We start from the raw sequence: 22,195 nt of genomic DNA, 5'->3' as shown, positions 1-22,195 counted from the left end.
ATTAATCATGTCAGACAAAAATAATAGGATCCCCTTTGATGAAGATAATTACACACATAATATAAATCGCAACAATGAAAGAAAATTAGATCGACGCGGATTCATGAAAACCATTGTAGGCGCAGCTGGAGTATTCGCTGTCTCTTCTCTTCCATGGGGAGCTGTTGCAGCGAAAGAATTAATGGGTTTAGGAGATAAAGAGTATCCCCACAAAAAAATTGCAGATTTAAACAAAATAGCTGTAGGGGAAGCGGTAGACTTTAAGTTTCCTGGCGAGCATGATGATGCGATTTTAATAAGGCTGTCAGAAGAAAAGTTTGTTGCCTATAACAGTGCTTGTACACATTTACAGTGTCCGGTTTTTTGGCAAAAGGAAAAAGGTGAAATGCTCTGTCCATGTCACCATGGCAAATTCGATGTTGAAACAGGGGCACCAACTGCAGGACCGCCAAGACGTCCATTACCGACCATCGAAGTGAAAGTTGATAAGGGTGCAGTTTACGCAGTGAGGGTGAAGCGCTATGAATCGTAAACATATATATTTTGGAATTTTGCTTGTGTGCTTAGCGCTGAATATTGTTTTTACACAAAAAATGGTTCACCAGTTTAAATTTGAAAACTATGAAAATGCGATTATCTTTTGTGTACTAAACTTGATCGTATTCCCAATTGCGTTATTCGTTTATAAAAGCGATAAAAAACAGAAGGTGTGAACTAGTATGAACAGTGAAACATTTTTGGATTTCTGTTTTGTAAGAGAGGCGAAAGGAAATTTCGGTTCTGATATACAGGAGATGCTAGCAGAGCTATTTAAAGAGATCCGTCTCCATTGGTACTTAGAAGAAAAACAAATTGACGATGCCGAAATGGTGATTGCCGAGGTAAAAGGCATGAGCAGATTTCAGTCAGAGGAAGAAGTAATAGAATTTTTAGAAGATCGGGGAGGAGAGCATTTTTGGAAGTATCTGCAAGGATATAAAATGTTCGTCTACCCCGTAAAGAAAGGATGCAGCAGCTGTGGAACTCATTAATTTACAACGTTTATCGGAATTTATAGCGTCAGCAGCTGTAGAAGTAGCGATTCAAGATGAGGAAGGCGATGATCGTGCCCCGTTCATCCGTAAAGAAGTTACAAAAGTAGAGTTATGTCCCGATCATACACATGTCCGAATCTACTTTGATCAACAAAAATTCTTTGCAGTCCCCCTTGGTTCAACGGTCTTATTTGAGGACAAGCAGTGGAGTGCCTATGACCAGTTAAGTAATTTAACCTATATTATTAGAAGGGTAGAAGAACAATGAGTAAAAATAAGCGGATTACAAGCTGGACACCAGAAGATCCAACGTTTTGGCAAGAGACAGGTAAAAAGCATGCAAAAAGGAACCTTTCAATTTCTGTGCCTTCCTTAATGCTAGCTTTTATCGTTTGGCAAATTTGGTCTGTAGTAGCAGCAAGCTTAGGGGAAGCAGGATTTACTTATACACAAGAGCAATTGTTTACATTGGCTGCGATTCCAGGACTAGTAGGGGCAACACTTCGTTTTATTTATACTTTTGGGGTTGGTAAATTTGGAGGTAGAAACTGGACGGTATTTTCTACAGCCGTACTAATCATCCCTGCTATCGGAATCGGTTTTGCTGTGCAAAACCCAGAAACACCCTATTCTGTCATGCTCTTGTTAGCAGCACTTTGCGGATTGGGTGGAGGAAACTTTTCTTCTTCTTCATCAAATTTGAGTTTCTTCTTCCCAAAATCCGAAAAAGGAACAGCACTTGGGATCAATGGCGGCTTAGGAAACATGGGAGTTTCTGTTGTCCAATTTGTTACACCGCTTATTATTGCATCTAGCACGTTTGCATTTATTGGAGAAGGTCAAGTAATGGCTAATGGTGAAACCGTTTGGCTGCAAAATGCAGCATTCATCTGGGTAATCCCAATTATCATTATGACGATTGTCGCTTATTTTGGAATGGATAATCTTCCAAATACTAGTCAATCAGTTGCAGATCAATTTGTTGTTTTAAAAAGAAAACATACATGGATCATGACCGTATTATATGTAGCAACTTTTGGTTCATTCATCGGATATTCAGCAGCTTTTCCACTGCTTCTTCGCTCTCAATTTCCTGAACATGTGTCTCTTGCTTTCTTGGGTGCTCTACTAGCAGCAGCAGCAAGACCTGTTGGTGGATGGATTTCGGATAAGCTTGGCGGAGCAGTTGTTACAGCTTGGGTATTTATCGTCATGATTATTGGTGCAGGTGGAGTTATTTATTTTACTAATGCAAAAGAGTTTGCAGGATTCCTGGCGTCATTCTTAATTTTGTTCCTCGCTTCTGGTATTGGTTCTGGTTCAACATTCCAAATGATCCCAGAGATCTTTGTTCCGAAAGAAGCGGCACCTGTATTAGGAATCACAGCTGCCTTTGCTGCATATGGATCTTATTTTATTCCACAATTATTTGGCTGGTCAACAAGCGCAACGGGATCACCAGTAACAGCACTTTATTTCTTTATCGCATTATATATCATTTCAATGGCTCTAAACTGGTACTATTACCAAAGAACAGCGAAAAAACAAGTGAAAATTGCAAAAGCGTCATAGAAAACAGGGCTGCAGTAGTCCGAAATACGAACTTCTATGGATCTAAGAATGACCGCTCTTCCATGTTTATCAATAGGAGAGCTGGTCATTTTTTTGTAAAGATATTTATCACTTTCATTCTTTTTTGAAATGTTTATTATAAGGAAAATTAACTTATTATGTTTGATGTAATGAGATTTTAATCTATATGGTATATTATGATAGAATTGTGTACATTAAGCCTATAAAAACAAGGGGTAAGGGGAAATCCGATGGAGAGTTTACCTTCTAGAAATCAAATTAGCTCTTATATAATTCAATCTCAAGAAGAGGAAATAAAACGAATCGCCCTAGAACTGCATGAGGGTGTAGGGCAGACATTATATAGTGTGTTTACTGGATTTCAATTTTTAGAGACAAGTGTGGAAGGAGATAGTTTGAAAGGATATATCCACGAAATGGGAGAATTGTTGGAAAAGACCATTCAAGAGGTTCGCCTGTTAGCGGTTGAATTACATCCTCCAACTCTAACGACATTAGGATTTATTCCTGCCTTGAAAAGCTATTTAAAGCTATACACCTCTACTTACGGTATTTTAGTTGATTTCATTAACGATGGGACAGAAAGCCGGTTACCCGAACATCATCGGATGACTTTGTTTCGGGTCTGTCAAGAAGCATTGGTAAATATCGCAAAGTATGCTGATTCCCTACAAATCGAAATCAATGTAGTCTGGAAGTCTGATTGCCTTGAAATCCTTGTTAAGGATTTTGGTAAGGGTTTTGATGTAGATAAAGAAGTTCAACAGTCAGCTGGGATAGCAGCGATGATAGAAAGAATGAAAATTATTGGTGGAAATTGCATCATATCATCAGTTATAGGGGAAGGAACGGTTATTAAATTATTTTTACCGTTGCAATCGTAGGCAACCGTGTTTAGGGGGAACAGGATTTGATAAAAATTTTGCTTGTAGACGATCATGCTGTCGTTCGAATGGGATTAAAAATGCTTTTAAATAATCACCCGCAAATGGAGGTGGTTGGAGAGGCATCCGAAGGAAATGAGGGGATAGAAAAGGCTAAAGAACTCACACCTGATGTGATCTTAATGGATTTGAGCATGCCTCATGGAAAGGATGGTCTTTCAGCTACATCTGAATTAAAGAAACAATTGCCAGAAATATCTATATTAATATTAACGATGCACGATGATGAAGAATATTTGTTTCGCGCTATACAAGCAGGAGCTTCCGGCTGTATTTTAAAAAGTGCTCCTCATGATGAACTTATTCAGGCTATTTTATCAGTATCAAACGGAGATGCTTATCTTCATCCGTCTGCAACCAAACGATTAATGGAAGAGTACTTAAACAATGCGAAGAATGGTGATGCGGATCCCTTTAATATTCTATCAGATCGTGAAAGAGAAGTGCTTACACTAATCGCAAAGGGATATGCCAATAAAGATATCGCTGAACAACTGGGCATTAGCGTAAAAACAGTCGAAACACATAAAGGTAATTTAATGGAAAAGCTTCAGATGAAAACGAGACCAGAGTTAGTTGCCTATGCTTTAAAAAAGGGTTTACTAGGATACGGGTTATAAAGGACGACTATTGACATGAAAAATAAATCAATTGCTCGAGTTTGTGATGAGCTATTATTACATATACAATGTGATTTTGTTGGCTATGCTTTTCAAGATAGAATAGGACCAAATATTAGATGGCTAGTCGCAGCAGGAAACCGCAATGACAAATATAAAAGGATAACAGTTCGATATGGAAAGGGAATTGCAGGTCGTGTCATATCAACAGACAGGCCGATGATGATTGCTGATTTTCCAAATAACATATTAGGAAAAGCACTTGAATATCCGATTATGTTAGCTGAAAACTTATTGCATTCTTATGCGGTACCCATTCATCTCAATGGGATTGCTAAGGGTGTTTTATTAGTCGGGGAAAGAAAGAATAAGCGTATTTTCGAGGAAGAACAACAAAAGAGCGTTCAAAAAGCAGCTATTAAAATAGAAGAATTGATGAATACTCATTTGGATGAAGACAGGTGGTGACAACGTGGAAAAGCCACAACAATCAGATGGTGCAAATGCATACAAAGAGCTATTTGATTTAAAATATGCATTAGATGAATCAGCCATTGTTGCGTATACAAATGAACGAGGGATTATACAGCATGTGAACGATAAATTTTGTGAGATATCTAAATATTCCAGGGAAGAATTAGTTGGAGAAGACCATCGAATTGTTAATTCTGGCTACCATTCTAAGGAGTTTTTTAAGAATTTATGGAGAACGATTTCTTCAGGTAATGTATGGAAAGGCGAGATACGAAATCGTGCAAAGGATGGTTCATATTATTGGGTGGATACAACCATCGTGCCATTTCTTAAAGAGGATGGGAGTCCCTATCAGTATTTAGCGATTCGTTATGAAATTACGAAACGAAAGGAAATGGAAGAAGAGCTTCAAGAGATGACGCTGAAATTGATCGACGTTCAGGAAGAGGAACGGAAAAGGCTTTCTAGGGATTTACATGATGGGATCGGTCAAAATCTTTATAGTCATCTTATAACGATTAATATTTTACAATCACAAATAAACCATCCTTTAATCGATCAGATGCAAAAAGAAGCTACCGATTTAATACAAGAAATTCGTGAAATTTCATGGGAACTTCGTCCGTCTGTACTTGATGATCTGGGTTTAGTTCCCGCTATTCGAAGTTATTTAAGCCGCTGCTCAGAGCACTACGGGATAGATGTCCGCTTTGAGTGTTCATTGGATAAAAGACTACCAATGAATAAAGAGATTGCGATTTACCGAATTATACAAGAGGCACTGACAAATACACGTAAATATGCTGATGCAGATGAGGTGGCTGTCACTATTCGGCAGATAGATGGCATCGTGCGTGTGATGGTTGAAGATGATGGGAAAGGCTTTGATATGAGTTTGCTGACACGTGGAGTAGGCTTATTCAGCATGGAAGAAAGAAGTCGTGCAGTTCAAGGTGAACTAACGATTACATCTAAACCAGGAAAAGGCACAAAGGTTATTTTTGAGGTACCCTTATCGTAATTTTATACCTTCACAAATTAAAAGCACTTTAAAAAGAAACTGACTCGATTTTGGTAATATATACCATCATCGAGTCTGAGAATCACTCATCAAAGTATTCCGTGAATTCTTTTTCGTCGTTTCCTTGCTGATGATAATAGGGATTTTCATCGGCAATTGTTTTAGGATCTAAGTTTGTTTTGATTACCAGCTTTGGTGAAGTAGAAGGTTTGGCAATCATTCGATCTGTCAATTCTTTAAAATCCGGCATTTGTTTACTGCCTGGTTGATTTTGCTCCATAGCATCCACCTCCTCGAAGTTATATTGAGCATTATCGGCTATTATTATGTTTGCTAATGTCAAGAAACAGACAAAATATTAAACATAATAGGAATGGTGATAATGGTACAATAGAAAATATAAGGGGGCATGGCAGCATGGAAAATGAACTTCAACAAGTAGTACAACTACTTCATAATATGAATGAAAATTTCGAAAAGAAACTTAATACAATTGAAACTAGACTGGCAAGGCTTGAAAAAGTAGATAGTATTGAGCATCGAGTGACAGTAAATCAAATTGATATTACAGACATAAAAGAATTAGTTCAAAAATTAGGAGAACAGCCGAAAATTATCAATGCTATTGAAGGTGCGATTACGAGATTCGAAAAGACCTATCAAAGCCATGTTGAACAAATTAACCGAAGAATGGACAGCCAACTTCTAAAGATTGCAAAAACTGAAGAAGAAATACTGACGCTTAAAAATCATAAAAATTAACCGCCCGGAGCTTGGGGGTTAATTTTTTTTTTGTAAAATATTCGTGAACGTGTCATTTGTTACATTCATTTAAAGTTTAATCCCTTATAATTTTAAAAAAGATATTCTTTAGAATGATTTTGGACAAGTTTCATGGTACTTATATTAATTAGATGTTATTCATTTTACTTGTTTTGATATAAATTTGAAGGAAATGATTACAATGAATATGTATGAAATAATTCTAGACATCATCGATAAAAAAGGTCCAGTGACTTTCACTTCGATTTTGAATGAGTTGAACGAAATGCCGCTTAATAGTCCTCGCAAAAGACCTGTACAGCTTTCACATATTAAGTCCGTTGTTAGCAGGAAAAAGGACTTGTTTTCAGTTGAAAATGATCTTGTTTCAATCCGTGAAGAAAAAGAATTTCTTTCTCTTTCCGTATATATTGCAGGAATACTTGGGCCATCCTATAAGCTAACCGTTGATTTTTCTAGAAATAGGTTTTACTTTTTTGATCTGATCTTTGATTCTCCACAGCCGAAAGAAAGGCAGCGTGTGTATAACGTTGGAAGCGTGGAAGAATTTAAGAAAGAGATATACCGTTTGAAGATCTGGGACTGGGAACAAGATTACCAGCCAGATTCATTGGTATTAGATGGGACGAGTTGGAGTGTGAAACTAAGAACAAAAGCGACAGTCTATGAAAGTGAAGGATTACAATGCTTTCCAAAAGATTGGTTTAAGTTTTGTAAATCGATTTCGAAACTAACAGGAATAAAGTTTCAATAGCTGCTGAAGCTTTAATATGATTCATTTTTCATGCATTCATTTTCAGCATAAGGGGACACTATAACAAACAAAAGAAGAGCAATTAAATGTTTACGAAATGCTTATTTTATGATGCTTTGATTTCAAGATCAAAGGAGTGTAATTAAGAATATGGAGAAAAAGCAGCCTTTCGAATGTCAAGAAGATATGGACATTGTACATCACCAACTTGTAGAACAAATAGCAAGAATCAGTGTTGATGAAGAGGAAGAGAGAATGAAAGCTGAAATGGAACTAATGGATAAAGATGAAGACAATCAACCTTAGTGTTGGTTGTCTCTTTTTATTGTAGATGTTTTTTTTAATAATAATCTAATTTTTAATAAGAAATATTGACAACCACTGTGAATAGATTATAATTAAAACCATCTAATCCGAGTTATTTTATAAGATTTATTAGAATAGGCGGTATAAACTATGTTTATTGAAATTAATAATATACAAAAACAGTTCTTAAATAAAGATCAAAGCCCAGTGGATGTATTAAAAGATATTAATACAACGATAGAAAAGGGTGAATTTATTTCCATTCTTGGACCATCTGGATGTGGTAAATCAACGCTTCTGAATATTGTGGCAGGACTAACGAAAGCTACTAGCGGAGATATTCTTGTAAATAATAAAAAAATCGAGAAACCAGGCAAAGACCGCGGGATGGTATTTCAACAGGCAGCACTTTTTCCCTGGTTGAATGTGATGGACAATGTTACTTTTCCGTTAAAGAAAGAAGTACCTAAAAGAGAAGCTGAAGAAAGAGCAAAAAAATACTTACAAATGGTTCAGTTAGGGAAGTATGTTTCCCATTATCCTCATGAGTTGTCCGGTGGAATGCAGCAGCGTGTTGCTATAGCAAGAGCATTAGCGATGGATCCGGAAATCCTGTTAATGGATGAACCGTTTGGTGCTTTGGATGAACAAACCCGTTCACGTTTGCACACCCAGCTCGAAACGATCTGGACAGAAACAAAGAAAACCATTCTATTCGTCACACATAGTATATCTGAATCTATTAAGCTTTCTGATCGAATTATTGTCATGGGAACGAAACCAGGGACGATCCTACAGGATATTAAAGTTGATATTCCAAGACCACGCGAAGAACACAAGAAAAAAATCATTGAACTTGAGGAACATATCATGAGTTATTTAAAGACAGAAATTGATAAAGTGGTTAGTGAGGAATTGGCCATATGAATCCTAATATCAAGCGTCTTATTTTCTTCGCTGCAGTGATCGTTGTTTGGGAATTAGGTTCCCGATTGGAGCTTTGGCTGCCTACGATTCTACCATCACCAACAATGGTAGGAGAGGCATTGATGGCAGGATTTTTAGATAAAACATTAATCTATGATTTAATCGCAAGCTTTCAAAGGCTGGCAATTGGCTTAGTCATTTCACTAATACTTGGGGCTCTGTTAGGGATTCTTCTAGCAAAGTCTAAAAGTGCGGATGAGACCATTGGAACAGTGATTTTGGCTCTTCAAAGCGTTCCTAGTATTGTCTGGCTGCCACTTGCGATCATGTGGTTTGGTCTTAATGAAGTATCTGTTATTTTTGTTGTTGTTCTCGGCGGCACGTTTGTTATGACGCTAAATGTTAGAATGGGGATTAAGAACGTTTCACCATTGTATATTAGGGCAGCACAAACGATGGGTTCTAAGGGCATTGATTTATTTACTAGAGTGATTTTTCCGGCATCAATTCCGTATGTTGTCACAGGAGCCCGGCTTGCATGGGCATTTGCGTGGCGCGCATTGATGGCTGGAGAACTTTTAAGTACTGGACCGGGACTCGGATACACTCTCCGTTACGCTTCAGATTTCGGGAATATGAGTCTCGTAATTGGTGTTATTGTAATAATCGGTATTATTGGATCAATTGTCGATCAATTGATTTTCTCAAAAATAGAAAAATCAGTTATGCAAAGATGGGGACTTGAAACTTAAAAAGGGGGAAAAAGAAATGAAAAAGAAATCATTTTTAGTTTTTATTACCGTTATGTTGTTGACAGGAATTCTTGCAGCTTGCGGGTCAAGTGACGATGCATCTACAGGTTCAAAAGATAAAATCGTCATCGGTTATTTTCCAAATATCAATCATGTTCCTGCAATGGTTGCAAAAGAAAAAGGCTTTTTCCAAGAACAACTTGGGGACGGTACTGTAATTGAATACAGAACATTTGCCGAAGGCGGATCATTCATGACTGCATTAAAAACGGGTGATGTTGATGCAGGTTTAGTCGGACCAGGACCAGCGATGAATAACTATACAACAGGTGCAGATGTAAAGATTATTGCTGGTGGCTCAACGGGTGGTACGGTTGTACTAGCGAAGGCAGGCAGCGATATTAAATCTCCGGAAGATTTCTCCGGAAAGACATTCATCACACCAGGAATCGGCTGCACACATGATGTACAATATGAGACATATCTTGAGGATCTAGGTGTAACATCAGAACGTATTGGCGGTACAATGAAGCACTTAACTGGGAACCCAGCACAGTACTCAGCAATGCTTGAGCAAGGAAAGATTGACGTGGCTGTTGCACCAGAACCATGGGCAGCGCAAATTCAAATTGAAACAAATGCTGAAGTAGTAATTCCGTGGAATGAAGTATCATTTGGTGAAACATTACCGGCTTCTGTATTGGTTACTAGCGGAGAAATGATTGAAAATAATCCTGAAACAATTGAAAAAATCGTAAATGCTCATAAACAAGCAGTAGAATTTATAAATGATAATCCAGAAGAAGCTAAGGAAATTACGATTAAGGATATTAAAGATACAACTAAACAGGAATTGTCTAAAGAAGTTGTTGACCTAGCGTGGGAAAGAATTGGCTTTACTTATGAAGTTGACCAGGATGCAGTTCAAGCGTTTGCTGACAGCTCATATGCATTAAAATTCTTGAAAGAACAACCAGACTTTACAGATCTTATTGACGGACAATTTATCGGGACAACAACTGCAGGACGTTAATTCTACGTCATGACAAAAGGAAAAGAGATCAAAGTGAAAATTCTTTGATGCCCTTTTCCTTTTTTTTTTATACTTGTCCACTCACTCCCGAGCTGCCTGCGTAAGATAGATTATACGAATAGAAAGGAGGAATTACTTTTGTCTAAGAATAGAAAACAACCGATTTTTCGGGCAGACAAAGTGATCATTCACGCAGATGAAGTGATAGTAATTGAAGCAAGGGATAAGAGACGCTTTGATAGAGATGAAGATGCAGCAGAAGAAATGGACCGTCAATGGACCGTCGTAATAAACACCATGATGATGTTCTTGGTGCAGAGGATAGAAATCGAAAACGTTTCTTCCCATGGTAAGGGGTTAGAAAAAAACTCGTTCCCCATATAATTGGGAACGAGTTTTTTTTAGTATAGTGATTGATTCTTTAATACGTTAAAATATCGGGCTTCCGGATGTGCAAAGACAATGGCAGTAACGGATGCTTCTGGTTCCATCATAAAACCATCTGTTAACTCAATGCCGATATCTTCTGGACGAACTAAGTTAAAGAGCTTTTCTTGGTCTTCCAGGTTTGGACAAGCAGGATATCCAAATGAGAAGCGCTGTCCTTGATACTTTGCGGCAAACCGTTCCTTCATGGTCATGCTGGCAGGGTCAGGGAATCCCCAAGCATCACGCATCTGCCTATGGATAAGTTCTGCAAAACCTTCAGCACTTTCTAATGCTAATGATTGAAGAGCATGAGACTCTAAGAAACGGCCATCATTTTTCAGCTGATCAGCTGCTTGTCGAATTCCTTTACCAGCTGTTACTGCAAAAAATCCAACATAATCCATTTCATTAGAATCAACAGATTTAAGAAAATCTGCAAGACAAAGATGTGCACCAAACTCCTGTCTAGGAAACTCAAACTGTTCAATTACTTTCCCGTGGTCATTTGGATCATAAATGATGACTTTATTTCCATCTGATTGCGCTGGGAAAAATTGATAGAGGGCTGCAGGTGTAATCCAAGATTTTTCTTTAGCTTCTAACATCAATTCTTGAACCACTTGGTTAATCTTCACAGCCTTTTCATCATTCTCCTGCAATAACTTTTCGATTTTTCCTTTTACCCCTAAGTGGTGGCCTAGCAGCATCTGTTTATTGATATACGGTTCAATATGCGCTAGTGAATAAGACTTTAGTATATGTCTTTTTGTATCTTTTGGTATAAACACAGGTGCAGTTGTACTGATTTTTGGCTTTGTCATGACCGCTGTTGCAGTTGAACCGGCAGGGGGTACATAGACAGGTTTTGTTTCGGTAAGCTTGGCTTGTTTTATTTCATATAGCTTCTTCTGTTCAGAAGGATCTTGTACCTGGTTTGCAATGTTTAATCCATTCATTGCATCCTTCGCATAAAGAACAAGTCCATCATACTCTTTAGAGATTTTAGTATCTGTAAATTTCCTTGATAGAGCCGCTCCTCCTACTAAAATCGGTATATCGATGCCGGCTTGTTTTAGATCATGCGCTGTTAATACCATTTGCTGTGCTGATTTAACAAGGAGACCGGATAAACCAATCATATCTGGCTTTTCTTTCTTAATCGTTTCTATTAATGTAGCAGGGGTGACTTTGATACCTAAGTCGACCACTTCAAAGCCATTATTACTTAAAATAATATCGACTAGATTTTTGCCTATATCATGGACATCCCCCTTAACCGTTGCCAATACAATCTTTCCTTTACTAGAAGAAGAATCATTGATCTCCATATGCGGTTCAAGGTGAGCAACCGAAGCTTTCATTACTTCAGCACTTTGCAGGACCTCAGCTACAATTAATTCGTTATCATTAAATAGACGACCGACTTCCTTCATACCATCCATTAATGGACCATTAATGATATCAAGTGGGGAAGGGTAGGCAGCAAGTGCTAGTTCAAGGTCAGGTATTAACCCTTCTTTCGTACCTTCTACGACATAATAAGCTAATCTTTCTTCAAGTGTCATATCTGGCATGATGCTTTTTGATTCTTTCTTTTTATCACGATAGAACTCAGTAAAACCTGCAAGTGATTCATCCGTTGTCTCAAACAATAGCTTCTCAGCCATTTCAACTTCATCCTTTGAAATGGAAGCAAATCTTTCTAGTTTTTCCGTGTTGACAATCGCATAGTCGAGGCCAGCCTGTGTACAATGGTATAGGAACACAGAGTTCAGGATTTCCCTTCCAACAGGCGGCAAACCAAAGGATACATTGCTGACACCAAGGATGGCTAATGTCTCAGGGAATTTTTCTTTAATCATGCGAATGCCATCAACAGTTGCTTTTGCTGAGCCGATGTATTGCTCATCTCCTGTACCAACTGGAAATACAAGCGGGTCAAAGATAATATCCTGTGGAGACACACCATATTTATTGACTAACAGGTCGTACGATCTTGCTGCAATTTCAAGTTTTCTTTCCGCCGTAACTCCCATGCCTTTTTCATCAATTGTTCCAACCACAACAGCTGCACCAAAACGATGAACAAGCTTAGAGATTGTTTCAAATCGTTCCTCGCCGTCTTCAAGGTTAATCGAATTAATAATCGCTTTTCCTTGTGAAAAGGTTAATGCTTTTTCGATTACTTTATCATCCGTAGAATCAATCACAAGGGGAACCTTTATTTTTTTCGTTACTTCTTTAAGGAAGTTCACCATATCTTCCATTTCTTCACGATCAGGGTCGGCTAAGCAGATATCGATAACATGAGCGCCACCTTTAACTTGAGCTCTAGCTATTTCTGCTGCTTCTTCAAATTTTCCCTCTTGGATCAGGCGTTTAAACTTTCTTGATCCAATTACATTAGTCCGCTCACCAACCATAATAGGCCTTAAGGTAGGGTCATCATAAATAAAAGGTTCAATTCCTGACACCATATGAGATTTTGTGTTCACAGGCTCTCTAGGTTTGTAATTTTTCATCTCTTCAGCAATTGCTCTAATATGTTCTGGAGTTGTACCACAGCATCCGCCGACAATATTTAACCAGCCCTCAGCAGCAAATCCGCCTAATTTTTTTGCAAGTGAATCAGGTGTCTCATGGTAATTGCCTTCTTCATCAGGAAGACCTGCATTCGGATAGCAGCTCACTGCCATCGTTGCGAGACCGGATAGGGAACGAATATGATCCTGCATGAACTCAGGACCGGTAGCACAGTTCAAACCGACAGCCAAAGGCTTCATATGCTCAATAGAAATATAAAATGCTTCAATTGTTTGCCCGGCCAGAGTTGTCCCCATTGGTTCAATCGTACCTGAAAGAATGATAGGCAGTTTAACATTTCTTTTTTCACATGCTTGTTTAATTCCTAAAAATGCCGCTTTTACATTTAACAAATCCTGGCTCGTTTCAAGCAGGAAAAGATCGACCTGACCATCAATCAACCCTAAAGCTTGTTCTTCGTAACAGGCTTTTAGCTCCTCGAAGGTGGAACCGCCTGTGACACTTAGCGTCTTCGTAGTTGGTCCCATAGAACCTGCTGCATAACGCGGCCAATCTGGTGTGGACATTTGATCAACAGCTTTTCTAGCTAATAATGCAGCTACTTTATTGACTTCATAAGCTTTAGAACCGAGATTATATTCATCCAACACAATTCTTGTGGCGCCAAAAGTATTTGTTTCGATGATGTCTGCGCCAGCCTCAAGGTATTGGAGATGGATAGACTCGATGACATCAGGCCTGGTGAAATTTAGATTTTCATTACAGCCATCATACTCTTCACCGCCAAAGTCATCCGCAGTTAAATCTGCCTGTTGGAGCATGGTTCCCATGGCACCATCCATAATCAAGATTTTTTTATTTAACTGTTCTTGTAATGCTTGTTTAGACATTTTGCTTCCTCCTTAACAACTCGGTGCTCTTTTCTCTAGCATATTGAGCAAGCTCAACGGTCATTTCATAACGTAAAAATGGTGTAATTAAGTATATACCGTTAAATAACTCTGCTGCAGCGTCAATTAATGATTTGGTGATTGCAACGCCTTCACGAGCTGAGTGTACAGGGTCATCCTTTAGCGCAAACATTTTATCACGAATAGATTGAGAAATCTTAATACCAGGAACCTCATTGTGCAAGAACTCTGCATTTTTACTGCTTGTTAAGGGCATCAGTCCAATATAGATAGGAGTGCTTAAATGCCTTGTTGCATCATATACCTCTCTTAACTTTTCTTCTGAATAAACTGGCTGAGTAATAAAATAATCTGCGCCGCAATCAATTTTCTTTTCCATCCGTTGTACAGCTTTTTCAACTGATCGGACATTAGGATTAAAAGCAGCTGCAACAGAGAATGCTCCTTTTTGCCCTAGGTCTTTCCCTGATAAAGACAGCCCCTCGTTAAACTGTTTAATCATCTTTATCAGTTCAAAAGAAGACACATCATAAACGGAAGAAGCACCTGGAAAATCACCAACTTTGGCAGGGTCGCCGGTTATCGCTAAAATATCATTTAATCCCAGGGTATGAAGACCCATTAAGTGAGACTGTAAGCCAATAATGTTACGGTCTCTGCAGGTGATATGCACAAGTGGACGAACTCCAATTTTAGTCTTGGTTAAATGGGCAAGAGCTGAATTTGAAATTCTCGGGGAGGCTAGTGAATTATCTGCCAAGGTAATCGCATCGATACCTGTATCCTTTAGCTTCTTAGCGCCTTCAAAGAATTTCGTAGTATCCAATTTTCTAGGTGGATCAAGTTCAACAATAACAGAAGGTCTTTCTTTTGCAATTGTGTGCAACGGAACTTCGTCTCTTTCAATTTGTACGGGTTCAACATAAATAAATTCAGACTTGTTTTGTTCTATTACTTTTTCTGTAATCGGAGCTTTCCCTTTTAATTCTGTTGAAAATGCTCTGATATGTTCTGGTGTTGTTCCACAGCACCCTCCAAGCAATCTAACACCTTGTTCACGAAAAGCTCTTGCAGATGCTTTGAAGTAGTCTGCATCTCCCTCAAAATGAATCTTTCCATCTATATAAGCTGGTAGACTGGCATTAGGGTAAGCAGATAAGAACGCTTTTTTAGGAATTTGAATTTGCTCGAAACTTTTAATCATATGATGTGGTCCTAATCTGCAATTCAAACCGACGACATCTGCACCTAAGCTTTCAAGAATATCAAATGCATCATTCAACGGTGTTCGATCTTGCAAAATACCAATCTCTTGAATCGAGACTTGAGCAATGATTGGGATATTCGTTTCTTTTCTTGCAATTTGCAGAACAGTTTTGATTTCTTCAAAATCATAGAAAGTTTCTAGTAAAATTCCATCAACACCTTCTGAGAGAAGGGAGGATAATTGTTCTTGAAAACTTTCTTTAATATCATTGATACCGATGGCCTTCATGTTAATACCCCGATTGCCACCGATTGTACCAAGTACATAGGTACTGTTCCCAGCTGCTTTTTTGGCGATGGTCACAGCAGCCTTATTGATTTCCTTCACTTGATCCTCTAACCCATATCTCTGAAGCTTTAAATAATTGGCAGCATAGGTATTCGTTTGGATAACATCTGATCCAGCAGCGATATAAGTTTCATGAATTCTTAAAATATCATCAGGATGTGATAGATTAATTTGCTCAAAGCAGCTGTCTGTTCCGAAGGAGTAAAGCAGGGTTCCCATTGCACCGTCTGCTATTAAAATTTGCTGTTTTAACTTCTCTAGGAAACTCATAAACTTACCCCTTTCAATTATAAGGCAGCAGATAAATCTTTAATAAGGTCATCTGCGTTTTCTAAGCCAACTGATAATCTAAATAAGCTATCGCTAATTCCGCGCTTTTCACGTTCTTCTTTTGGCATCGCAGCATGGGACATTTTAGCTGGATACGAAAGAATAGATTCGACAGCTCCCAAGCTTACAGCGAAGACAGGGATTTTTACATTTTCCACAAGAGAGCGGGCAGCTTCTTCGTTCTCAAGTTCAAAAGAAAGTACAGCACCGGCATTTGCAGCTTGACTTAATTGCAAATGATAGTGTGGATGGTCCTCAATACCTGGATAGTATACCTTCTTAACACGCGGATGAGACTTTAAAAAATGTGCTAATTTATTTGCAGAATCTACAGATTTTTCTAAGCGGACAGATAGAGTCTTTAAACCTCTTAGCACAAGCCATGCATCTTGAACGCCCAGTACAGCACCAAATGAATTTTGTAAAAAGGCTAATTTTTTGCCAAGCTCTTCGTTATTCACAACTGCAAGTCCTGCAACAACATCACTGTGTCCTGAAAGGAATTTCGTTGCACTATGAAGTACGATGTCTGCCCCTAATTGTAAAGGTTTTTGGATGGCAGGAGTTAAAAAAGTATTGTCCACAAAAGTATAGGCATCATTCTTCTTAGCAAGTTCACAAACTGCCCTGATGTCAGTAACCTTTAATGTGGGATTAGAAGGAGTTTCTACATACAAAACCTTTGTATTTGGCTGGATTGCGTTTTCTACAGCTTGCAAGTCTGTCATATCAACGAAAGTGTGTTCAATTCCAAAGCGTACCAGCACCTCTGTGACCATACGGAATGTACCTCCGTATACGTCTTCAGTAATAACGACATGATCACCCTTAGATAATAGAAGAAAGGCGGTTGAAATGGCAGCCATTCCAGAAGAAAAGGCGAATCCCCTTGCTCCTTCTTCTAATTCCGCAATAGCTTCTTCTAATGCTTCGCGAGTGGGATTGCCGCTTCGACTGTAGTCATACTTTCCAAATGTATCGAAGTTTGATTGGTGGAATGTTGATGCATGTTGAATAGGTACGCTGACTCCACCAGTTACGGGATCAAATTTATGTTGATTGTGTAGTAATTTTGTTTCAAATGAATAATGATGTTCACTCATGATAAAACCTCCGAACTTACTTTTAATAGGGCTTGCTGTAAATCATTTATAAGGTCACTTGCATTTTCAATTCCGACTGAAAAACGTAATAATGTATTATCAACACCGGTTTCAATACGAACCTGTTCCGGAATATCGGCATGGGTCTGTGTTGCTGGATATGTGATAAAGCTTTCTACACCACCCAAACTTTCTGCAAAGGTAATCAAATTCAACGATTTTAAAAATGGATTCACCCAATTTTCGTCCTGAATTCGAAAGGAGATCATGCCGCCGCGGCCTGGATAAAGTACATCCTTCACAGCCTCGTGTTCCTTTAAATACTGAACGACTTCCTTTGCGTTTTGTTCATGTCTTTCCATTCTTAATGCTAGTGTTTTCATTCCACGTATTAAAAGCCAAGAATCAAAAGGACTTAAAACAGCTCCTGCTGCATTATGATATAAAGCAAGTGATTCACAAAGTTCTTTCCCTTTTGCAACAATTAACCCGGCTAGGACATCATTGTGACCGCCTAAGTATTTTGTTGCACTATGGATGACGATATCAGCGCCATCTTGTAATGGTTTTTGAATATAAGGTGTATAGAATGTGTTATCAACTATCAGCAGTACTCCGTTTTCATTACAAATACCTGCGACATCCTTTATATTGGTAACTTCCATTAATGGGTTTGTAGGAGTTTCAAGAAAGATTGCTTTTGTGTTTTCGGTCATTGCTTCTGCGATGTTATCAGGACAACTTGTGTTTACATATGTAACTTTTAGACCCCATTTTTTAAAACCTTGTTCTAGCAGGCGATAGGTGCCCCCATATAAATCCTTGGAGACAATCCATTCGTCTCCGGATTTGAATAGAGAAAGAATTGTCATTATAGCTGCCATGCCTGAACTGCAAGCGTAGCCCTGTTCGCCATCCTCGAGTTCGGCAATGGCGTTTTCAAGTACATGTCTAGTTGGATTTCCTGTACGAGAGTAATCATAGCCTGTGGATTCTCCAATCCCCTCATGTCTGTAGGCAGTTGAAAAATAAACGGGGGGATTTACCGCACCTGTTATTGATTCACTTCGATTTCCAATTTGTGCAAGCTTTGTTTCTACTTGATGCATTAAACAACACTCCTTAAGTTACGAGATAGTTTCTAAATCTAGAATCTAGCATTCTATCAAGAAAGTTCGCATAGCAGATAATGATGAATAAGTAAACCCGGCTGAATAGTCAACATTAATTATTATACGTTAATAGCTGCAGAAATCCTAATCAACTGACAATTGCTCTGCAGCTTAATAAAAATAAAAAAGTCTTCTTTAAGAAGAAGACTTTCAAACCGTTAACAAGCCATCCTTCTTATCTGCCAAGTTTCAAGAACTTGCTGGAATTAGCACCTTGCATATGTAAAAAACCACTGCAGGTTGCTGAGGCTTCACAGGGCCAGACCCTCAACCTCTCTTGATAAGAACCCATTAATTTAATTTTCTAAACTTTACTACACCAACGTATTAATGTCAATAGTAAGAAAAGTGAAAATGAATTTATAAATGTTATATAGGGTGTAAAAAGCCTTTTGAGTTTACGAAAGGCTGCAGCTCTGCTTCTTATTGTAATTCATTAGCAGTACTGATTGCTATATTTCTTCAATTAAATTTAACACCGGAACGTCTTGCTCATTTTCTGGATTAGATCTTGAATAAATTCTTGCCATTTTTGTCTTTTCATCAACATGTTGAATGATCACAGGCTTACCATCGTAGGAAACATGATGAATCTCCGCACTTTCTACTATTTCCTTTGCACGACCGACATTCACGAATTTCATTCCTCCTAAAATAATATCATATATAATATGTCTATTTAAGGTGAAATTTATCCTCTATTCGCAGAAAAAGTTCTTTTCGCAACTTTATGATGACTTTTTTTGATTTCTTATAAACCAATTGTCAAAAAAAGCGGAAAAATAGTAAAGTTAATGAAAACCTAACGACTGTTAAGTTTTCTTTCTTTTTAGAAAAAATTTACTATTTTAGTATAAAAACATTTTTATGATTAAATAAAAAAATTTTTCACTATAAAGATGTTAAAAACTTTTGAGATAGTTGGGTGAAAGTGTTAAAATAGCAATTGGAAACGGTTTATCCTCTGAAAAATATTATTATTCTAATAACCGACTGAAAACTGATATATTAGAATCTGGATATAAAGGAGTATAAGCCACTATTAGTAATAATTTTGGGGGTTATTTAAATGGGTAAGCCATACGATGGTCAAGGACCTGCATGGCAAGGGTTTCACGGTCCTAATCTAGGGTATGTATGGGATTTATATGAGAAATTTCTCGAAAATCCTGATTCAGTAGATGAGGAGATCAGGGATTACTTTGAAGCATACGGTCCGCCGCAAAATGAGGAAAAAGGAATTCAAAATGAAGCTGGGCCAATTGCTGCTGCAGGAGGACCACAGGTAGAAAAAATTCTAGCTGCAACAGATTTGGCGGATAAGATTAGAGGGTATGGTCATCTTGCGGCAGATATATACCCGTTATATCAAAGAGAGGCAGAAACGGAGTTAATCAAACAAGAGTATTTTGGATTAACAGACTCTGATTTAAAGGGGCTGCCTGCTAAGGTCATTTCAACTGACATTCCTTCTAATATTAAGAATGGTTATGATGCAATTAATTATTTAAAACAAGTTTATTGTGGGAAGATTGCGTTTGAAATCCGACACGTGAATAACATAAAAGAAAAACTTTGGCTTCGCCAAAAAGTTGAATCTGGAAGTTTATTACCAAGCTTAAACCGTGACCAGAAAAAATCGGTTTTAAATAGACTATCAGAAGTTGAGGAATTCGAAAAATTTCTACATAAAACATTTGTAGGTCAAAAGCGTTTTTCAATAGAAGGTTTGGATTCAATGGTACCATTAATTGATAAGATCATCTCAAGTTCCGTATCCAATGGAGCTAAGACGATCAATATCGGCATGGCGCACAGGGGAAGACTAAATGTCCTTGCTCATGTACTAGGTAAACCATATGAAATGATATTTGCTGAGTTCCAGCATGCGCCTAATAAAGAGCTTGTACCATCAGAAGGTTCAATCGGCATTAACTTCGGCTGGACAGGAGATGTTAAGTACCATTTAGGACTTAATCGTCAATATCAAGAAGACCAATCTAATGTGAAACTAACTCTTGCCAATAATCCTTCACATCTAGAATTCGTAGGTGCAGTGGTAGAAGGTTTCACTCGCGCATCCCAGGATGACCGAACATTAAAAGGTTATGCAAAAGAGGATTTAAGCTCCTCACTATCGATTCTAGTACACGGGGATGCAGCTTTCCCAGGAGAAGGAATCGTTGCGGAAACATTAAACTTAAGCCAATTAAAAGGCTACCGCACAGGTGGAAGTATTCACATTATTGCAAACAACTTGATTGGTTTTACAACAGAGAGAACTGATTCCAGATCGACTCGTTACTCTAGCGATTTGGCAAAAGGTTATGAAATTCCTATTGTTCATGTAAATGCAGATGATCCAGAGGCTGTCTTGGCAGCAGCGAAACTTGCATGTGAATATCGTGAAACATTTAAAAAGGATTTTCTAATTGATTTGGTGGGATACCGTCGTTTTGGTCATAATGAAATGGATGAACCGATGACTACCAATCCGTTACTATACAATTTAATTCACAAACACCCAACTGTAAAAGAATTGTATGCTAAGCGGCTTACTGAAGAAGGCATTCTTTCTGATAAGGAGATTACTGAAATCAGCGAGAGTGTTTTGAATAAAATTCAAGATGCGTACCAAAAAGTTCCAAATGAAAAGAATGAAGTAAAGGAACCAATGCCACCTGTTGTCGTTGAGAAAGGCCTGCCAAAAATTGAGACGGCTGTGCCATTAGATCTCTTAAAGAGAATCAACGAGGAACTATTAACATGGCCTGAAGGCTTTAATGTATTTGGAAAGTTAGAGAGAATTCTAAAACGCAGACTAAAAGCATTTGAGGAGAATGAAAAGATTGATTGGGGACTTGCAGAAACACTTGCATTCGCTTCAATCATATCTGACGGAACTCCTATAAGACTTTCTGGACAGGACTCAGAACGAGGAACTTTTGCTCATAGAAATATTGTTCTTTACGATCAAAAAACAGGCGAATCATTCTCGCCGTTGCACAATCTGTCAACAGCAAAAGCATCTTTTTCTGTATACAACAGTCCATTATCAGAAGGATCAGTTCTTGGATTTGAATATGGATACAATGTCTTTGCGCCAGAAACACTTGTTTTATGGGAAGCGCAATTTGGTGATTTTGCCAACACTGCACAGGTAATCTTTGACCAGTTTATCTCTGCAGGAAGAGCTAAATGGGGTGAGAAATCAGGTTTAGTAGTGCTGCTTCCACATGGTTATGAAGGACAAGGACCTGAGCATTCAAGTGCCAGAATTGAGCGATTCTTAACACTCGCTGCAGAAAACAACTGGACAGTAGCTAATGTGACGACTGCAGCACAATATTTCCATATTTTAAGAAGGCAAGCAGCTATCTTAACGAAAGAGGAAGTTCGACCTCTGATTATGATGACACCAAAAAGTTTGCTGCGTAACCCGCTAGTTGCTTCTGCAGGATCTGAGCTCAGTGAAGGGGAATTTAAGCCTGTAATCGAACAGCCAGGTTTGGGTGCTGACAAAGATAAAGTTGAACGTATTGTTCTTGGTTCGGGTAAAATAATGGTCAATCTCGTTGAACAAATGGACAAAGAAAAGGATTACAGCTGGCTTCATTTAGTTAGAGTTGAAGAAATCTATCCTTTCCCAATTCAAGATGTTCAGGAAATTTTTGAGAGATATCCTAATCTAAAAGAAATATATTGGATTCAGGAAGAACCAAAAAACATGGGTGCATGGACGTTTGTGGAACCTCGATTAAAGTACATTGCTCCGAAGCATATAGAAATAGGCTATATTGGCCGCCGTCGTCGTTCTAGCCCAGCGGAAGGTGACCCGGATGTACACAAAATGGAACAATCATGTATTATTGGAAAAGCATTAACGCGTACGGATGAAGGAGGAAATTAA

At 38.2% G+C, this 22,195-nt stretch carries 23 protein-coding genes and 1 riboswitch; of the genes, 17 read left to right on the top strand and 6 right to left on the bottom strand.

Annotation, left to right across the window (positions count from 1 at the left end; translation table 11 throughout):
• Window positions 1–7 precede the first annotated feature (7 nt).
• The 9 genes from CZ487_RS16615 to CZ487_RS16575 all read left to right on the top strand — a co-directional run bounded on the left by CZ487_RS16615 (window position 8) and on the right by CZ487_RS16575 (window position 5,686).
• A complete protein-coding gene (locus CZ487_RS16615) occupies window positions 8–532 on the top strand; it encodes a QcrA and Rieske domain-containing protein (protein WP_077213393.1) in 525 nt (174 codons plus the stop codon).
• The gene (locus CZ487_RS16610) at window positions 522–713 is read left to right on the top strand and encodes a hypothetical protein (protein WP_077213392.1); all 192 of its coding nucleotides are present in this window, start codon (window positions 522–524) and stop codon (window positions 711–713) included. The genes CZ487_RS16615 and CZ487_RS16610 overlap by 11 nt, the downstream gene beginning before the upstream one ends.
• A gap of 6 nt (window positions 714–719) precedes the next feature.
• Window positions 720–1,031 (top strand): hypothetical protein, encoded by a 312-nt coding sequence (locus CZ487_RS16605; protein ID WP_077213391.1) that lies wholly within the window; start codon window positions 720–722, stop codon window positions 1,029–1,031.
• Window positions 1,018–1,302 (top strand): hypothetical protein, encoded by a 285-nt coding sequence (locus tag CZ487_RS16600; protein ID WP_077213390.1) that lies wholly within the window; start codon window positions 1,018–1,020, stop codon window positions 1,300–1,302. Before CZ487_RS16605 ends, CZ487_RS16600 begins: the two co-directional genes overlap by 14 nt.
• Window positions 1,299–2,606, top strand: a complete 1,308-nt coding sequence (locus CZ487_RS16595) for an MFS transporter (protein WP_077213389.1) — start codon at window positions 1,299–1,301, stop codon at window positions 2,604–2,606. Before CZ487_RS16600 ends, CZ487_RS16595 begins: the two co-directional genes overlap by 4 nt.
• Window positions 2,607–2,857: 251 nt before the next feature.
• Window positions 2,858–3,511 carry a sensor histidine kinase gene (locus CZ487_RS16590; RefSeq protein ID WP_077213388.1) on the top strand — a complete coding sequence of 218 codons (654 nt, stop codon included), beginning with the start codon at window positions 2,858–2,860 and terminating at the stop codon, window positions 3,509–3,511.
• Between the two features lie 26 nt (window positions 3,512–3,537).
• Window positions 3,538–4,191 carry a response regulator gene (locus tag CZ487_RS16585; RefSeq protein ID WP_077213387.1) on the top strand — a complete coding sequence of 218 codons (654 nt, stop codon included), beginning with the start codon at window positions 3,538–3,540 and terminating at the stop codon, window positions 4,189–4,191.
• A 15-nt stretch (window positions 4,192–4,206) separates the two neighbouring features.
• Entirely contained in the window at window positions 4,207–4,659 is a 453-nt protein-coding gene (locus CZ487_RS16580; protein WP_077213386.1) for a GAF domain-containing protein, read from the top strand.
• A 4-nt stretch (window positions 4,660–4,663) separates the two neighbouring features.
• Window positions 4,664–5,686: a PAS domain-containing sensor histidine kinase gene (locus CZ487_RS16575; RefSeq protein WP_237562908.1), complete on the top strand. Its 1,023-nt coding sequence runs from the start codon at window positions 4,664–4,666 to the stop codon at window positions 5,684–5,686.
• An 82-nt stretch (window positions 5,687–5,768) separates the two neighbouring features.
• On the opposite strand, the gene CZ487_RS16570 is transcribed toward CZ487_RS16575, so the two are convergent.
• Complete coding sequence (locus CZ487_RS16570) at window positions 5,769–5,966, bottom strand: hypothetical protein (RefSeq protein ID WP_077213384.1); 198 nt, start codon at window positions 5,964–5,966, stop codon at window positions 5,769–5,771.
• A 137-nt stretch (window positions 5,967–6,103) separates the two neighbouring features.
• On the opposite strand from CZ487_RS16570, the gene CZ487_RS16565 reads away from it, so the two are divergent.
• The 7 genes from CZ487_RS16565 (at window position 6,104) to CZ487_RS16540 (ending at window position 10,625) form a co-directional block, all read left to right on the top strand.
• On the top strand, window positions 6,104–6,448 hold the full coding sequence (locus tag CZ487_RS16565; RefSeq protein ID WP_077213383.1) for a hypothetical protein: 345 nt from the start codon (window positions 6,104–6,106) through the stop codon (window positions 6,446–6,448).
• A gap of 202 nt (window positions 6,449–6,650) precedes the next feature.
• Entirely contained in the window at window positions 6,651–7,223 is a 573-nt protein-coding gene (locus tag CZ487_RS16560) for a hypothetical protein (RefSeq protein WP_077213382.1), read from the top strand.
• Between the two features lie 150 nt (window positions 7,224–7,373).
• On the top strand, window positions 7,374–7,529 hold the full coding sequence (locus CZ487_RS27225; protein ID WP_202617843.1) for a hypothetical protein: 156 nt from the start codon (window positions 7,374–7,376) through the stop codon (window positions 7,527–7,529).
• 150 nt (window positions 7,530–7,679) lie between these two features.
• Window positions 7,680–8,456 (top strand): ABC transporter ATP-binding protein, encoded by a 777-nt coding sequence (locus CZ487_RS16555; protein ID WP_077213381.1) that lies wholly within the window; start codon window positions 7,680–7,682, stop codon window positions 8,454–8,456.
• Complete coding sequence (locus CZ487_RS16550; RefSeq protein WP_077213380.1) at window positions 8,453–9,208, top strand: ABC transporter permease; 756 nt, start codon at window positions 8,453–8,455, stop codon at window positions 9,206–9,208. Before CZ487_RS16555 ends, CZ487_RS16550 begins: the two co-directional genes overlap by 4 nt.
• Before the next feature lie 16 nt (window positions 9,209–9,224).
• A complete protein-coding gene (locus CZ487_RS16545; protein WP_077213379.1) occupies window positions 9,225–10,241 on the top strand; it encodes an aliphatic sulfonate ABC transporter substrate-binding protein in 1,017 nt (338 codons plus the stop codon).
• Between the two features lie 138 nt (window positions 10,242–10,379).
• A complete protein-coding gene (locus CZ487_RS16540) occupies window positions 10,380–10,625 on the top strand; it encodes a hypothetical protein (protein WP_077213378.1) in 246 nt (81 codons plus the stop codon).
• 17 nt (window positions 10,626–10,642) lie between these two features.
• Here the strand turns inward: CZ487_RS16540 and metH are convergent, their stop codons facing one another.
• From metH to CZ487_RS16515, 5 genes are all read right to left on the bottom strand, one after another.
• Window positions 10,643–14,104: a methionine synthase gene (gene metH, locus CZ487_RS16535; RefSeq protein WP_077213377.1), complete on the bottom strand. Its 3,462-nt coding sequence runs from the start codon at window positions 14,102–14,104 to the stop codon at window positions 10,643–10,645.
• Window positions 14,097–15,950, bottom strand: a complete 1,854-nt coding sequence (locus CZ487_RS16530) for a bifunctional homocysteine S-methyltransferase/methylenetetrahydrofolate reductase (protein ID WP_077213376.1) — start codon at window positions 15,948–15,950, stop codon at window positions 14,097–14,099. Before CZ487_RS16530 ends, metH begins: the two co-directional genes overlap by 8 nt.
• Before the next feature lie 17 nt (window positions 15,951–15,967).
• On the bottom strand, window positions 15,968–17,113 hold the full coding sequence (gene metC, locus CZ487_RS16525) for a cystathionine beta-lyase (RefSeq protein ID WP_077213375.1): 1,146 nt from the start codon (window positions 17,111–17,113) through the stop codon (window positions 15,968–15,970).
• The gene (locus CZ487_RS16520; RefSeq protein ID WP_077213374.1) at window positions 17,110–18,222 is read right to left on the bottom strand and encodes a methionine biosynthesis PLP-dependent protein; all 1,113 of its coding nucleotides are present in this window, start codon (window positions 18,220–18,222) and stop codon (window positions 17,110–17,112) included. Before CZ487_RS16520 ends, metC begins: the two co-directional genes overlap by 4 nt.
• Window positions 18,223–18,457: 235 nt before the next feature.
• Window positions 18,458–18,572, bottom strand: a riboswitch (SAM riboswitch).
• A gap of 165 nt (window positions 18,573–18,737) precedes the next feature.
• Entirely contained in the window at window positions 18,738–18,929 is a 192-nt protein-coding gene (locus CZ487_RS16515; protein ID WP_419865725.1) for an H-type small acid-soluble spore protein, read from the bottom strand.
• Between the two features lie 425 nt (window positions 18,930–19,354).
• On the opposite strand from CZ487_RS16515, the gene CZ487_RS16510 reads away from it, so the two are divergent.
• A complete protein-coding gene (locus CZ487_RS16510; RefSeq protein ID WP_077213372.1) occupies window positions 19,355–22,195 on the top strand; it encodes a 2-oxoglutarate dehydrogenase E1 component in 2,841 nt (946 codons plus the stop codon).

The organism is Robertmurraya dakarensis (assembly GCF_900156875.1).
In the GTDB taxonomy this organism is placed as follows: domain Bacteria; phylum Bacillota; class Bacilli; order Bacillales; family Cytobacillaceae; genus Robertmurraya; species Robertmurraya dakarensis.
The sequence above is the reverse complement of the archived record's forward strand: the minus strand, read 5'-3'. Positions and strand labels throughout refer to the sequence as shown.

Coding starts and splice junctions, on each gene's coding strand:
- CZ487_RS16615 (WP_077213393.1), top strand. CDS start 8: ATGTCAGACAAAAATAATAGGATCCCCTTTGATGAAGATAATTACACA.
- CZ487_RS16610 (WP_077213392.1), top strand. CDS start 522: ATGAATCGTAAACATATATATTTTGGAATTTTGCTTGTGTGCTTAGCG.
- CZ487_RS16605 (WP_077213391.1), top strand. CDS start 720: ATGAACAGTGAAACATTTTTGGATTTCTGTTTTGTAAGAGAGGCGAAA.
- CZ487_RS16595 (WP_077213389.1), top strand. CDS start 1,299: ATGAGTAAAAATAAGCGGATTACAAGCTGGACACCAGAAGATCCAACG.
- CZ487_RS16590 (WP_077213388.1), top strand. CDS start 2,858: ATGGAGAGTTTACCTTCTAGAAATCAAATTAGCTCTTATATAATTCAA.
- CZ487_RS16580 (WP_077213386.1), top strand. CDS start 4,207: ATGAAAAATAAATCAATTGCTCGAGTTTGTGATGAGCTATTATTACAT.
- CZ487_RS16570 (WP_077213384.1), bottom strand. CDS start 5,966: ATGGAGCAAAATCAACCAGGCAGTAAACAAATGCCGGATTTTAAAGAA.
- CZ487_RS16565 (WP_077213383.1), top strand. CDS start 6,104: ATGGAAAATGAACTTCAACAAGTAGTACAACTACTTCATAATATGAAT.
- CZ487_RS16560 (WP_077213382.1), top strand. CDS start 6,651: ATGAATATGTATGAAATAATTCTAGACATCATCGATAAAAAAGGTCCA.
- CZ487_RS27225 (WP_202617843.1), top strand. CDS start 7,374: ATGGAGAAAAAGCAGCCTTTCGAATGTCAAGAAGATATGGACATTGTA.
- CZ487_RS16555 (WP_077213381.1), top strand. CDS start 7,680: ATGTTTATTGAAATTAATAATATACAAAAACAGTTCTTAAATAAAGAT.
- CZ487_RS16550 (WP_077213380.1), top strand. CDS start 8,453: ATGAATCCTAATATCAAGCGTCTTATTTTCTTCGCTGCAGTGATCGTT.
- CZ487_RS16545 (WP_077213379.1), top strand. CDS start 9,225: ATGAAAAAGAAATCATTTTTAGTTTTTATTACCGTTATGTTGTTGACA.
- metH (WP_077213377.1), bottom strand. CDS start 14,104: ATGTCTAAACAAGCATTACAAGAACAGTTAAATAAAAAAATCTTGATT.
- CZ487_RS16530 (WP_077213376.1), bottom strand. CDS start 15,950: ATGAGTTTCCTAGAGAAGTTAAAACAGCAAATTTTAATAGCAGACGGT.
- metC (WP_077213375.1), bottom strand. CDS start 17,113: ATGAGTGAACATCATTATTCATTTGAAACAAAATTACTACACAATCAA.
- CZ487_RS16520 (WP_077213374.1), bottom strand. CDS start 18,222: ATGCATCAAGTAGAAACAAAGCTTGCACAAATTGGAAATCGAAGTGAA.
- CZ487_RS16515 (WP_419865725.1), bottom strand. CDS start 18,929: ATGAAATTCGTGAATGTCGGTCGTGCAAAGGAAATAGTAGAAAGTGCG.
- CZ487_RS16510 (WP_077213372.1), top strand. CDS start 19,355: ATGGGTAAGCCATACGATGGTCAAGGACCTGCATGGCAAGGGTTTCAC.